This is a genomic window from Streptomyces sp. V1I1 (assembly GCF_030817355.1).
Classification (GTDB): domain Bacteria; phylum Actinomycetota; class Actinomycetes; order Streptomycetales; family Streptomycetaceae; genus Streptomyces.
The window spans coordinates 7618030-7631359 of sequence record NZ_JAUSZH010000001.1; the positions used below are offsets into that span (position 1 = coordinate 7618030).

A 13330-nucleotide genomic window follows, 5' to 3' on the forward strand; every position below is an offset into this window, starting at 1 on the left:
GACCGGGATCAGGTGACGGCGATGATCCCGGCGTCGGTACCGGCCGGGGTGTACTCGGCGAGCCGGGCCCGCAGGCTGTCCTCGCGCTGCGGCTGATAGAGGTCGTGGAAGGCGCCCATCTCGGCGGCGTCCTCGGCGCCGCGCCGGATCTCTTCCGCGCAGCCCGCGGCCAGTTGCCCGTACGCGGGCGTGCCGTACCGCTCGCTGGTGAACAGCGGCCGGACCAGCTGCGCGTTCTCCTTGCCCACCAGGTCCGGCTGGCAGCGGTGGCGGCGCGGAGTGCGCGAGCCGGCAGGCACGTACGAGAAGCGCACACAGCCGATGCCCCGCCGGGCCACGTGCAGCCGGCCGGTGAAGATGCTGTTCTCGGCGATCTCCACGGCGTGCGTGTGGACTTCGCCGATGACGGTCGTACGGTGCGCGTGCAGTACGGCGTGGGCGTGGCGGCAGTCGGGGGCGGACAGCGCCGCCCGATCGTGGCCGGTGGCGTCCAGGATGCTGTCCCGGATGTGGATGGCCAGCGGGTCGTGGTTCACCTCGTCGCCGATCACCTCGATGGTGCCGAGGATGCTGCGGTCGACAGACACGCACGCGGTGGTCCGGTCCAGGACCAGACTCGGCTCCTCCGGTGAGTGCGGATCGCACTCGGGCTCCAGCGACCACCCCGGCACGAGCGTGCAGTGCCGCAGCACGACCGCGCCCACAGGGCCGGTGACATTGAGCCCGCGACCGGTGATCAGCAGACCGTCGAGCACGATCCGCGGGGCATCGCCCTCACTCTCCTCCTGGGCACGGATGTTGAGCGCGTCGGGCCGGTTGCTGTACCAGTCGAGCAGCCGGATCACCGGCCGGGTCCCCTCGGCCGCGCGCAGCTCAAGGCGGTCGCCCGGGTCCAGATCGAAGTCCAGCTGCTCCTGGTAGGCGCCGCTGTGCGTGATCTCGATGATGCCGTCGGGGCCGCAGCGCCCCGACCGCCTCTCGCCCCGCCAGTCGTTGTACGCGTCCATGATCCGCTGGTACGTCTGGCCGGGGCCGACCCGGAAGACCGTCGCGGCCGTCGGCGTCCCACGCTCGCGGGGGTACTCGCCGCCGCCCGTGTCGTCCGCGAACGCGTAGTGGTAGGTGACCCACACGCCCTGCCGCGGCGCCGACCGCGACCCGAAGGCGATCCGGCCGAGCGCCGGGTCGACGGCCACCTGCCCGCGCCTCGGGCGGTAGCGCCAGTCCGTCAGATCCGCCACCACGATGTCGGACAGCGGCACCGGCTCGTCCTGCCCGTCGCGCCAGATCGTGAAGCTCTTGCCCGGCCCGTAGTAGTCCGCGAGCCGGTCGGCGAGCTGCCTGCGCCTGATGTACGCGGGCACATTGTCGATCGTCGCGACATGAGTGGCGGACGGCTCCGGCACCGGCTTGGTCACCAGGGGCGTGTCATTGCCCAGAATCGAGAAGGTGTAGAGGTTACGGGCCCGGTCGATGCAGTACGCGGGCGCCTCTGTCACGTGGTACGGCTTCAGTCGCCAGACGAACAGCCCCACCCCCGCCGGGGAGTAGCCGCCCTGCGTGCGCGCCGAGCCCGCCCGCCGCACATTCACCGACTGCGCGACCGAGCCGAACGGCCCGCCCGCCAGATCGAGCGCCGCCCCCTCCCGTACGTCCACGAGCCTGCCCCGGTCCCGCCGGCGCGCGTTGGCTGCCTCAGTGCCCGATCCGTACAGCTTCACCGGCTGCTGGTGGGAGACGAGCCTGGAGAACTCCACGGCCCGCGAAGGCCATCCCGCGACGTCCTCGGCCAGCTCCTCCAACAGGGCGAGGGACCCCTTGCGCCGCCGGTTGGCGACGGTGGCGGCCACATCGCGGCGCGGTGCCAGGGCCTCGGCGAGGCGGCTGCGCGAATCGTCCCCGTCCGCGCCCTCAAGGCCCTTCGCCTGCACCCGTTCGTAGCCCGGCAGCGGGGTGTAGCCGACCAGATCGCCGAGATACGGCAGCACCCAGTCAGCCGCGGTCTCCACGAACCAGTCCTCGTAACTCTGCTCGACCCCGTCCCGCACCCGGTCGACCTGCTCGGCGATCACCGCGAGCAGGGCGCGCAGTGGCTCCCCGCCCTCGGCGTCCCGCAGGCGGTGCCACTGCGGGAGCAGCTCCGCGAGCCCGTCAGGTTCCCTCGTCATGCGGTGACCTCCGTCAGAATCAGCGTGTCCGCGACATGCGGGGAGAGCAGGGTGAGCTGCGCGGGCCGGATGCCGCGGAAGACGAACACCGCCCGGCCCTTCTCGAGCCGCCGGGTATCGGCGATGTCCGGGTTCAGCCGCAGCAGTTCGGCGAGCGGAATGCCGTACCGGGCGGCGATGTGGGTGAGCGTCTGACCGTCATCGGCGGTGACACGGTGCACGTCCTCGTCGTACTCCGCGAGCCTGGCCCCGACCGCGGTACGGGGCTCGGCGAGCTGCTGAGCGAGGTGCGTCAGCTCGTCGGGCGTGACGGACGCCGGAACTCCGGTGAAGACGTCGACGTCCACGTAGTCGACGCCGGGCACCTTGTGGGCGGTCGCCAGCACCTCGGACAGCCGCGCCGGACGGCCCAACTCGCGCCGCCCGCTGCCGAATTCACGCAGTAGCGCCTGCCGCAGCCGTGGCTCGACCACGGTCCAGGTGTGGTCGCGGGCGACCTTCACCTTTGCCGCGAGCAGCAGCAGCACCAGCTCGCGCACGTCGACGCGGACCGTCAGCCGCGAGTCGCCGTACTCGGCCAGCGAGGAACGCAGCGCGCGCAGCACCTCGGAGTCGTCCGCGATGGCGATGTCGTCCACCCCGGCGACCGTCACATGCAGCACCCGCCGCCGGCCGTCGAAGATCTCGCGCGCCGCCGCCCGGCCTATGCCGGCCCGCGAGCGGGCGAAGTCCTCGTAGTCCGTGACGGACACGAGCCGGTCGAGCGCGGAGACCGCGAGCGGGATCGTGCGCCGGGTGAGACCCGGACCGTCGGCGTCCGCGCCGCCCGTCGCGGGCTGCGGATTGGTGACGGCGGTGACGCCCAGCGGCCGGGTGATCGCCTGGGTGATGCGGTCGGCGCGCACGTTGGCGGCCTTGCCCGTGCCGAAGCGGTACCGGGCCCGGACGTTCTCCTGCCCGGTGGGCAGCCTCGCGCCGTGCACCCCGTCGCCGAAGGTAACGGTCGTACGCCCGTCCCCGGCCGTCCCGGACACATAGACCCTCCCCCAGCCTTCGGCCGGGGGGACCCCCATCTCGCTTCGCTCGCGCGGACCGCGCCCGGCCAGACTGTCCACCTCGTGCCACAGCAGCCCGTCGACGCGCACCTCCAATGTGGGCGTCGCGCCCAGGGGATTGTCGGCGGGCAGCCAGGTCAGCGGCGACTGCCAGAGCGCGAACGTCTGGTTGGTCCGGTCGGCGTCACCGCTGCCGATCGGTTCGTCGCGGCTCTCGCCGTGCGTCGCCGGGACCACATTGCCCTGGATGCGGACCGTGTCACGGCGGTAGCGGTAGGCCAGATCCGTCGTGAGCGTCAGCTTCGTATGGACATGGTCGCCGGGCAGCCGCGGGTCGAGCTGCTGCTCCACGGCGGCGATCACGGCCAGTTCGGTGCCGCGCACTCCGGCCGTGTTCGGGATGTCGGTGCGCTCACCCGACACCACCAGATGACGGCCCGGCCGCAACCCGCCGTACAGCTCGGCCAGTTCGAGCTCATTGCCGTGTACGTCCTCGCCGAGCGGCTCGTCGGCCAGTCGCAGCGCCTCCCCGCCCGCATGCACGGTGGCGTCCCGGATCGTCGAGAGCAGCACGTCGTGCTCGTCCAGCCAAGGGTCGGCGAGGATGAGCTCGGTGCCGCGGCCCGTGATCCCGAAGTTGGTGTAGGCGGCGGTGCGTACGGCGGTGACACGGGTGGTCACAAGCGCGAGCTTCTTGTCGCCGGGAATTCCGTCCGGACCCTCGGCACCCTTACGGGGACGCTCGATCGCGACCCAGCTGCCGACGGTGATCCCGTCCTGTACGGAGTCCAGCGACAGGACATGACGGTTCGCCTGCTCCGGCACGGTGGTGATGCCGACCTCGACATTCGCCGGCTCGCTGCCGACCGTGTACCGCACGGTCACCTCGAACCCGCCGTGCGTGACCTGCTTGTGGTCGCCGGGAGACAGCAGCCAGTTGAGCGGCTCGCCGTTGTGCACGGCCACATGCACCCGACCGTCCTCGGCGGGCCGGGACACGAACACGATGCGCTCGGGCAGCCCGGACGTGAACTGTGCGGTGACACCGGGCTCCTGAGAGTCCGCAGGACGCCTGGTCAGCCAGCTCAGATCGTGGTCCTGGCCCACGCGGGTCTGCAGCACGACCCGTCCGGGCCCCAGGCCGAAGCTCGTCTCGGCGGGCAGGTTCTCCGACCGCTGCACCGAGGACCCGGTCTCGATGTGCTGGAACTCGGCGCGTACCGGAACGCGGCCCGCCGTGTCGTACACGACCCGCATGGTCGTCAGCGCCGATCCGGAGAGCGGCCAGTCCGTCTGCCGGACGACCCGCCCGCGGTCGTCCTGTACGGGTTTGAGCGGCGCCGTCGCCCCGAAGGGAGCGGCGGTCACCCGCATCGCCTGCAACTCGCGCAGCAGCGCGGGCACGGCTGGGGCCGCCTGCCGCCACGCCGTGTACATCCCGTCCGCGACCCGCGGATCGAGCGCGGACAGCAGCTGCGCGCCCAGATCGGAGCCCGGTGCGAAGTTGCGGCCCGGATCGTGCGACAGCGTGCGCGCGCCCGACGGGGGCCGAACCACGCGGGTGCGCAGCGCCGGAAGTACGGCGCCGAGCGCCCGCATGGCAGGAGAGGCGGCGTCGGCCACCGGGCCCGGAGGCTCGAGGCGGGAGGGCTCCAGATCGGCCGCGCGTTCCATCAGCTCGCCGACCACGGCCTCCAACTGCTCGAACCAGGCGGCGACTTCCTCGTACGGGGCGGCGATCGCCTGCGCCTCGGCGAGCCGCTCATGCGGATCTACGAGCCGCCTGGCGAACTGCGCGGGCGTCTTGATTCCGTCCAGATCGGCGCGCAGCGGCGCAAGCCCCTGCGTGTCGAAGGCCTCGATGATCCGGCTGACAGGACGCGGATTGGGGTTGTCGGGGGTGGGCTCGCCCTCCTCGACTTCCCGCTCGTCCTCGGTGATCCACTCGCGCAGCTCCGTCACCAGCTCGGTCAGCGACGGCGGCGCGGACTGCGGCAGTCCGATCGCTGTCACATCGTCGTCCCGGTCGATCCGGACGCGCGCCACGGGCAGCAGCAGCCGCTGTCCGGCCGCGTCCTTGTCCGCGCCGAAGACGAAGAGCAGCTTGTCCCCGGTCTGCAGGGACGTACCGGTCCCGGAGACGAAGATCTCGGACTGCTTGCGCAGATCGTCCGGGGTGAGCAGCGCCGGCCGGCGCCGGCGGACCGCCAGCTCGTTCCAGGCCCAGCGGGCGACGAGGTCCTCGCTGGTCTCGAAGGCCTGCGACTCCTCGTCGGAGGTGGTGGGCACGCTGTTGCTGCGCGCGCCGCGCGGGATCAGCACCGGTACGTCCTCGGCCCGCGGATCCCGGTCGAGCGTGTACGCGAGATGCGTGTCGGCGGCGATTCCGGGCCGCGGCCTGTGCCCCACAAGACGCCCGAGCAGGGCCAGCGAGCGGTGCTCGTTGGCGGTGCGCAGATAGCCCTCGTCGGCTATGCGCTCGGAGTGGAAGGTGAGCAGGTCGCCGACCACCGCCCAGGAGTCGAGCAGCCCGATCGCCGGATCGTCCGGGGTACGGACCGTCAGCCCCCGCAGCGCCGGATAGGCGGGGGATGCGAGCCGGTCGAGCATGGCAGCCAGGAACGAGCCGTACTCTCCCACCCGGTAGTCCAGGGAGGTACGGCCCGGCGGGTTGTACAGGGCATCTGGCGCGTGGCGTTCGTCGTGTCCACCGCAGCCGCATCCGCAGGAGCCGCTCATCGGGCACCTCCGCCGAGCTCGATCGACAGCCGGCCGAGCTCCGGCCGGTCGGGGTCGTTGTCGCAACGCGCGATCTCCAGCGGGCCGAGCCGCAGCACGCCTGCCTCCAGTGCGGTGTCGTCTGTGTCGTCTGTGTAGTCAGGGGCCGCGAGGGTGCTGTCCCGGAACAGCCGGCGAAGCCGGGTCACCGTCACGCTCTCCACGCCCTGGACGGCCGCAGCCACGGCCACCAGACGGCTGAGCCGTACCGGTTCGCCGAAGCTCAGCGCGTCGGGGTGGAAGAAGCCTATCCGTCCGCCGGACAGCCGACGGCTGCCCAGCAGCCGGTACAGCTCGGCCAGGATCTGGCCGTGCTGATGGCCGGGCGCGGCACACACCGTGAGTGCGATGTCCAGCGGCACCGATCTGGCCGGTCCGACCACCAGGTCGTGGCCGATCCGGCGGTAGCTCTCCAGCGCGTACGACACCGAGTCGAGCAGCTCCGGGGAGGGATCCCCCGTGCCCTGCGCGTCGATGGCGACATGCGCCTCCTGCACACTGCCTGTCCAGCGGATCTCGGCGGCCGCCCGCTGCACCCCCGGCAGCTTCGACGCCAGCGCCGCGTAGTCGTCGGCGGTGACGGCCCGCAGCCGGGTGCGCTTGAGGTCGAGCGGGGCCAACTGGCGTACCTGCTCGATCGGTTCGGGCTCGGTGCCGCCGACGGCCGGCAGCGGATTGCGCACACCGGCGACGGGCAGCGGGTCCCCGGCCTCCGAAGCCTCCGGATCACGGCACAGGACGAGGTGGTTGATGGCCTCCGCGCCCACGTTGCCGGCCGTGCCGCCGCCGAGCCGGTAGTGCAGCTCAAGCCGGGCGCCCGGCTGCGGACGGGCGCCGTGCCGGCCGTCCCCGAACCGCAGCGCGATCCGGCCGTCGTCCTCCAGCTCGCCTACGAAGTGCCGCTCGCGCGTGCCGGAGTCGAGCAGATCCCGCTTCGGCGTCCACGGCTCGTCGCCGTCCGCGATCGTCACCGCGGGCAGCGCTGCCCGCGGATCCTGTACGAGGGCGGCGGCAGGCCCCCGCAGCACCGGCTCGTCCGGGTCGAGCCCGGCCGCGTACTGAGGGCCCCAGGTGTGCGTGATCTCCCACGCGACGCCGTCATCGAGCACCGCGCCGGCCCGCGCCCGGGCACTCAGCACCTCGATCCGGCGCAGCTTGGCCGCCAGCAGCCGTCCGCTGCGATGCAGCAACTCCCGCAGCGCACGCACCGGATGGCGGCGCAGCTCAAGACGCTCCAGCACCCGCAGCCCGAACAGCACGGTCAGCTCGGCGATCTCCGCATCGGTGAGACCGTCGCAGTCGCGGGCGCTGCGCCACAGCTCCACCAGCCGCTGCCTGACCCGGCCCGGAATCGCCGCAAGCCGCACGGCCTGCCCGGCCGACACATGGCGCGGCTCGGGGAACGGCACGGACTGGACCACGGGGGAGCGCTGCAGCACCGGCCGGAAGCGCGGCGGGATGCCCGGGTAGACGACCTGCGCCAGCAGCGTCTCAAGCGCGTCGGCCTGGGCGTACGCGGTGCCCGGCACGACCTTTTCGCGTCGCCGGCCCGCGAGTTCCAGACCGAGACCGGCGCGTCCGGTCGCGTCCTCGCCGACGACGGTGAACAGCTCCCGCACCTGATCGGCGGTCAGCAGGCCCCCACAACGGGTCTGCTCCAGGCGGGAGTTGATCAGATCCGCCGTCGGGTTGCCTTCATCACGGTCCCAGCAGCCGAAGCCGGACGGATCGCAGGACCCGAGGACGGCCGGCGCGGGCGGCACGGTGACCGTCTCCGGCGCGGAGCCACAGAACGTCAGCGACCGGCCGTGGTCGACGAGCGCGACATTGCCGCGCGCCACGCTCACATCCTCCACGGGCCCGCAGTCCGGGCCGCCACGCGTCGACAGACAGACGGGGAAGGCGAGCGCGTCCTCCGGCGCCCAGGTGACCTCCAGGACCGGCTGGTCGGCCAGCCGGTCCACGGCCGGGGTGACGGAGGTGAGGCGTACGGCCTGACGGTGGGCCGGGTCGGCGTCGCCCGGCGTACCGGACCGCGCCCCGCGGACCTCCTCGAACAGCAGCAGGTCGCCGGGGGAGAGATCCAGCGCTCTGGCGGCGCACTCCTCATCGGTCCACTCGTCCCGCAGCGTCGCCGCGGTGGCCCCCTTGGGCAGCGAGCACACCTCGTCGCCCCAGGTCCAGAAGCGGATCGTGTTGTGCTCGGGGCGCAGCACCAGCGGCTCGTCGCCGACGACGGGCTCGAACACCTCCACCGAACCACGCTCGTCGAGCACGGCCAGATCCCGGTCGTCGACGACGGTGCCGATCTCGGGCCGGTCGCGCGGCCCGAGCGTACGGACGTCGACCGCGGCGAAGCGGAAGGTGCCGGGCGCCAGCGTCAGCGCCCGTACGGTCTCGACCGCGACGAACGCGCGCGCGTTGACGCCGTCGTGCATCGGATAGTCGATGAGCCGTACGTGACGGCGCACCGAGACCCGGCGGCGTGCCGTGTCGAGATACGCCTCGGTCGCGACCGCGTCCTGCTGATAGCTGATCCGGTCCGCGGTGTGGGCCAGCAGTTCGACCAGCGTCGTGGCGAGGTCGGCGGCATTGCGTTCGACCCAGTCCGGGGTCGTCAGCGCCAGCCGGTCCAGGATGAGGCGGCGGATCGTGTCGTAGTCGCGCGCGGTGTAGTCGATGACCGGCGCGGGAGCGTAGGCGGGCGGGCAGTCCGGCTGCTCGTCCTTGCAGTCGAAGGGGGTGGGGCGGTCGAGCCGGAACTCGAACTCGGCCGAGAAGTACCGCTGGTCGAAGCCGGGGAAGGGCTCACTGCCCGGCCGTCCGTACGGATCCGTGTCCACGACCGAGAGCCGGTAGCGGGAGGTGTCCCCGGTCCGGTCCAGCGTGACGTACAGCCGGTCGTCGAGCTCTGGGTCCTCCTCGCGTTCGACGGACAGCTCCACGGCCTCGATGTCCGTGATCCGGCGGCCGCCGTCGATGCGTATGTTCTCAGGGCACAGGCCGTGGGGCGCCTTGCCCAGGAAGGTGACGGTGAGGGTCAGCCCGTCGTCACCGACCTCGACCGCGTCCACACCGCCGAGCTGCGCCGCCCGTACCTTCGTGCGCCTGCCGTCCGTACGGCAGACCAACTCCTTGCTCGTACCGCTCATGCCGGGCCGCTCCCCTCGAACACCTCGTCGCGCCGGCTCGCGGTGGAGCGCACCACGTAGCGCAGATACACCCGGACCACGTTCTCCTCGCTCACCACGTCCAGGGCTTCCACCTCGATCAGTTCGCCCAGCCAGCGCTGCAACGAGGCCTGCACCGAAAGCTCCAGCGCGGAGGCCAGCTCGGGGCTGTTGGGCGTGAAGACCAGATCGAGGAGCCCGCAGCCGAAGTCGGGGCGCATCACGCGCTCGCCGGGGCTGGTGAAGAGCAACTGCTCGATCAGATCCCGCACATGCTCGTCGTACGCCGCGTGGGCGGTGCGTCCCCGCCGGTCGGTGCGGAAGGGAAAGGCGATGTCGCTCCTCGTCCTCGTCGTCCTCATCGGGAGGTCACCCCCCGTGTCGACGACGAGGCGACGACCGCCGGGCCCTGCGGCACCAGCGCGGCGCTGAAGCAGAGGGCGGACGTGCTGTCCAGCAGCACGGGCGAGCCGTCGATGAGCACGCTGTCGCGGTGTGGCGTCCAGCGGACGGTGGCGCACGGATGCGGCACGCCGTCGATCCTGTGGCGGCAGCCGCTGACGATGAAGACGTCGGCGGCGGTGGGCACTTGATGGCCGTCGATCCGGACGCCGGACGACGGGGCGGAGGCGGGCACGACCCGGCCGCCGTGCGGGCAGCTGATCGCGGACCCGCCGCTCACGAGATTCCCGGACAACACGATTCTCCCCGTTTCATTGGTCCTTGTGCTCATCGCTTCCTCGGCACGATCAGCCGGCCCTCGTTGATGTTGACCTCGTCGCCGATCAGCACGATGGACGCGCCCTTGCCGTTGCCGATGGTCACGCCCTTTTCGTCGATCTGGATATACGCCCCGCCCTTGGCCTCGAGCAGAATCCCCGTGCCGCCGGGCACGTCCGACATCACCAGCTTGTGATCGCCCGGCGTCTGGATCACCACCGGCTGCGAGCCGGGCAGCTCCGCGGCCACGCGTGGCGGCAGCTCGGAGGCGTCCCCGTACCAACTCCCGGTCCAGATGGGGAAGCTGGGATCCCCCTGCTCGAACTCCATCCACACGCCCGCACCGATCTGCGGGACGACGTACTGGCCCGCCTGTCGCCCGGTGAACGGCAGGCAGGGCAGCGCCCAGGTGGAGGCCTCGTCGCCCAGCACGTCCGGGACCTGGGCCGTGATCCGGCCGAGCTTGAGCGGGTCCTTGTTGTCGATCACCCGCCCCCGGAACTTGCCGAGAAACCGGTTGTTCGGTCCTGCAGCCATGCGAAGTTCTCCTGGTCCTTACGTCTTTACGGACGCACTGTGTTGCTACGGGCGATGAGGCCCTCGCGGGAGAGCGTGAAGTTCTGCTGGTACGAGCCGGGGCGCAGATTGTGGGTGACGGACTTGACGTAGTAGTCGCCGTCGTATGTCACCCCGGCCCCGCGCACTCCGACCAGCTCGCGCGGCCGCAGCACGTATCCGTGCCGGTTGACGTCGAGCTGCCCGGAACCGGAGATCGCGTCGGCGGAGGTCGCGGCGCGGCCCAGCATCTCGGCCTGGGCCTGCTCCAGGGCCTTCTTCGCGGTCCCGGAGAGCGTCTTCCGCTTGAGGGCGGGCGAGGCGCGGCGGCCCAGCGGCGGGCGCAGCGGGCTGATGTCGGGCTGGGGGAGGAGCTGCGCGTCCCGCGTCCGGGGGTCCTGCCAGCGCGCCTGCGGCTCTTCGCGCGCTGTCCCGTCGTACGCGAAAGTCAGCTGGTCGACGGTGGAGTTGACGTCCATGTTGACGTTGAGCGCGTGCTGACGCTCGCCGAGGCGCTGCTCAGGTCCCCAGAAAGCCGTGGACCGGCCGGGGCGGGGTCCGGGATCGAGGTAGAAGGTGTAACCGTTCGCCCTGGCCAGCTCGTTCACGTACTGCAGATCGGTGCCGGTCTGGTAGTCGACGCGCAGCAACTCGTGGGGTGGCTGGTGCACTTGCTCGCGGACGATCCGGGGGTCGATCCCGTAGTCGGCGTACTTCTGGAGAATCCGCTCGACGCGCTTCGAAGGAGCCAGATTCGGATACCGATCGGTGCGCTCCTCCAGGTCCATGAGCAGGGTCAGGTCTTCGCCGGTGACGGTGAGGGTGGTCTGCCCCGGGATATTGCTCGCCCCCACCTCCTGCCGCACGATCAGCCCGTCCAGGATGACCGTGGGGGTCCCCTTGATCGAGGTGAGGACGATGACCCGGGTCTTCGGGTCGAAGAACCCCTCGGGCAGCAGCCGCTGTGTGATCAGCCCCCTCTTGGTCAGGTCGAAGGCGAGCTGGAACCCGCTCCGTTCCCCGGCGGTCATGGTGATCTGCGCGGACAGCAGCGCCTCGGTCACCTCGGCCGGCACGGGGCGGGTGAGCTTGGGCCCCATGCGCAGGTTGAGATGTACGGGCCCGCTCCCGATGGGCTCATCAGCCATGGAACCCACCCGGCAGAGGAATATCGATCTCCCGCCCCGGCTCGGCGGTCAGCTCGCCCGGGTCGAGGACGGGGTTGGCGTCCGCGATCTGCCACCACTGGCCGGGGTCGCCGAAATAGCGCTGCCCGAGGTGGTCGACCCGCTCACCGCTGTTCACGGTGTGCGGCGCGGTCTCGTCGGCGGCCTCGCCGAGCGGGGGCAGCAACCGCCGCTTCGTATAGCGCACTTCGGTGCCGTCGGGCAGGCGGTGCACTCCGATCTCGGCGTCGTGGTACCGGCTGGTGCGAGGGTAGGGGTGGGCCCCGGGTATCGCGTCCAGCGCACTCTCATAAGGATCAATCACGTCCTACAGCCCCCGTCCCAGCCCAAGTTCCGCCAGCCGCCCGCCTCTTGCGGCTCTGGCCAGCCGCTCCTTCTGCGCCAGATGCGCGAGATACAGGTCGGCCCCCCGATGCCCGGCCGGCAGGTCGCTCACGCTGAGGACCTTCATGCCGATTCCGAGGCTTGCCCGTATGGGATTGAGGTTGACGTCGAACGCCGACTCGTTGATCGACAGTTCGGTGAGCCGCACGGGCATGACGCGCTTGCTCCCCCATGTGAAAAGGGTCAGCGGCATCTCGATCGGGCTGATCTCGATGGTGCCCTTCTTGGTCAGGCGGGAGGCCTCGCGGAGCTGAGCGGAGGTGGGATGCACCAGCATCTCGAGCGTGGCGAGTTGGGGATGGATCCCGTCGGGCGCGGCGACCTCGAACTGATCGGTGGCGTCGATCTCGGCGGTGAACTTCCAGCTCTCCTCGGCGGGCCCCTTGAGGCGTAGGGCCTCGTTCCGGTCTCCTCCGCTGCCCCCTCCGCCGCTGTCACCGCCTCCGCCGGCGGCTTGGGGGGCGAGGGAGCGTTCGAGGGTGTCGGGGTTGAACTGGAGGACGATGATGCGTTGGGGGGTTCCGCGTTCGGGGTCGACGACGACGATGCCGGAGCGGATGGGCTTGGGTATGTCTGCGTAGCGGGTCACAGCCGGGCCTCCAAACGCTGAGTGAGCGCTGTGTAGTCATGGGCGGGAAACGCGGTGGGAAAGGTCTCGAGCATTTCGGTGAGCTTTTCCGCGCGGTGCTGAAGTGTGTCCCGGAGAGTTACGTCGGCGAACAGGAGTTGCCAGCCGAAGGTACCTTTGGTCAGCCGCAGTGCGTCCAGGTAATCGCAGTAGTTGAGACTGGTCCTCACGCACGCCTGCGGGTTGGCAATGGCATCGTACAGATCCCTGTCCTGATACCAGATCTCCAAGGGGTCCTTGCCAGGCTGAATGCGCACAAAGGCCGCCTGGCCGGTTGCGTCGCGCGGCGTGGAATCGATGATCCGCAGCTCCGAGAACAGCTGGCGGTCGCTCTCCGAGGCGTCGGATGTGGGGCGTGGGGAGGCGCCGATCAGGGCCTTGTAGAAGTGCGGGAGGCTGAATTCTCCCGCGAGCTCGTGACGGGACCCGACAAGTCGCCATTGGCCGGAGATGCGCTTGAAGCGCAGAGAGCAGCTCAGCAGCTCCGGACCCAGTGTCAGGTCCGCCCACTCTGCCTTTGTATCGGACAGCGGAAGAAACTCGTCCAGTGCGAACCACAGCTTCTGCTGCTCGTCGAACAGCACATCGAATGCTTCGCTGTGGCGTAGCTCGTCGAGGGACTCCTGGTGCCGTTCCTCGTTCGGTGTCAATGGCTTCACGTGCGTTCTCTTTCCAGATGTCGGGC

The 13330-nt window shown here is 70.8% G+C and carries 10 protein-coding genes; all 10 read right to left on the reverse strand.

Translation table 11 applies throughout. From position 1 onward, the window contains the following. Positions 1 to 8 precede the first annotated feature (8 nt). Genes QFZ67_RS35700 through QFZ67_RS35745 form a run of 10 tightly spaced genes read right to left on the reverse strand, consistent with a single transcriptional unit; the run spans position 9 to position 13304 of the window. A complete protein-coding gene (locus QFZ67_RS35700; RefSeq protein ID WP_307665176.1) occupies positions 9 to 2168 on the reverse strand; it encodes a hypothetical protein in 2160 nt (719 codons plus the stop codon). Then, positions 2165 to 5962 (reverse strand): putative baseplate assembly protein, encoded by a 3798-nt coding sequence (locus tag QFZ67_RS35705; protein ID WP_307665177.1) that lies wholly within the window; start codon positions 5960 to 5962, stop codon positions 2165 to 2167. The genes QFZ67_RS35700 and QFZ67_RS35705 overlap by 4 nt, the downstream gene beginning before the upstream one ends. Beyond that, on the reverse strand, positions 5959 to 9153 hold the full coding sequence (locus tag QFZ67_RS35710) for a putative baseplate assembly protein (protein ID WP_307665178.1): 3195 nt from the start codon (positions 9151 to 9153) through the stop codon (positions 5959 to 5961). The genes QFZ67_RS35705 and QFZ67_RS35710 overlap by 4 nt, the downstream gene beginning before the upstream one ends. Continuing rightward, positions 9150 to 9533, reverse strand: coding sequence for a GPW/gp25 family protein (locus tag QFZ67_RS35715; RefSeq protein WP_307665179.1), 384 nt, complete (start codon positions 9531 to 9533; stop codon positions 9150 to 9152). The genes QFZ67_RS35710 and QFZ67_RS35715 overlap by 4 nt, the downstream gene beginning before the upstream one ends. Then, the gene (locus QFZ67_RS35720; RefSeq protein WP_307665180.1) at positions 9530 to 9871 is read right to left on the reverse strand and encodes a hypothetical protein; all 342 of its coding nucleotides are present in this window, start codon (positions 9869 to 9871) and stop codon (positions 9530 to 9532) included. The genes QFZ67_RS35715 and QFZ67_RS35720 overlap by 4 nt, the downstream gene beginning before the upstream one ends. A gap of 29 nt (positions 9872 to 9900) precedes the next feature. Continuing rightward, positions 9901 to 10428: a phage baseplate assembly protein V gene (locus tag QFZ67_RS35725; RefSeq protein WP_307665181.1), complete on the reverse strand. Its 528-nt coding sequence runs from the start codon at positions 10426 to 10428 to the stop codon at positions 9901 to 9903. 26 nt (positions 10429 to 10454) lie between these two features. Next, positions 10455 to 11594, reverse strand: a complete 1140-nt coding sequence (locus QFZ67_RS35730; RefSeq protein ID WP_307665182.1) for a hypothetical protein — start codon at positions 11592 to 11594, stop codon at positions 10455 to 10457. Beyond that, entirely contained in the window at positions 11587 to 11937 is a 351-nt protein-coding gene (locus tag QFZ67_RS35735; protein ID WP_307665183.1) for a hypothetical protein, read from the reverse strand. Before QFZ67_RS35735 ends, QFZ67_RS35730 begins: the two co-directional genes overlap by 8 nt. 3 nt (positions 11938 to 11940) lie before the next feature. Next, a complete protein-coding gene (locus QFZ67_RS35740; RefSeq protein WP_307665184.1) occupies positions 11941 to 12606 on the reverse strand; it encodes a hypothetical protein in 666 nt (221 codons plus the stop codon). After that, on the reverse strand, positions 12603 to 13304 hold the full coding sequence (locus tag QFZ67_RS35745; protein ID WP_307665185.1) for a hypothetical protein: 702 nt from the start codon (positions 13302 to 13304) through the stop codon (positions 12603 to 12605). Before QFZ67_RS35745 ends, QFZ67_RS35740 begins: the two co-directional genes overlap by 4 nt. Positions 13305 to 13330 lie beyond the last annotated feature (26 nt).

Bases quoted from the DNA above. Each gene is read 5' to 3' on its own strand.
- QFZ67_RS35700 (WP_307665176.1), bottom strand. From the start codon at position 2,168: ATGACGAGGGAACCTGACGGGCTCGCGGAGCTGCTCCCGCAGTGGCAC.
- QFZ67_RS35705 (WP_307665177.1), bottom strand. From the start codon at position 5,962: ATGAGCGGCTCCTGCGGATGCGGCTGCGGTGGACACGACGAACGCCAC.
- QFZ67_RS35710 (WP_307665178.1), bottom strand. From the start codon at position 9,153: ATGAGCGGTACGAGCAAGGAGTTGGTCTGCCGTACGGACGGCAGGCGC.
- QFZ67_RS35715 (WP_307665179.1), bottom strand. From the start codon at position 9,533: ATGAGGACGACGAGGACGAGGAGCGACATCGCCTTTCCCTTCCGCACC.
- QFZ67_RS35725 (WP_307665181.1), bottom strand. From the start codon at position 10,428: ATGGCTGCAGGACCGAACAACCGGTTTCTCGGCAAGTTCCGGGGGCGG.
- QFZ67_RS35730 (WP_307665182.1), bottom strand. From the start codon at position 11,594: ATGGCTGATGAGCCCATCGGGAGCGGGCCCGTACATCTCAACCTGCGC.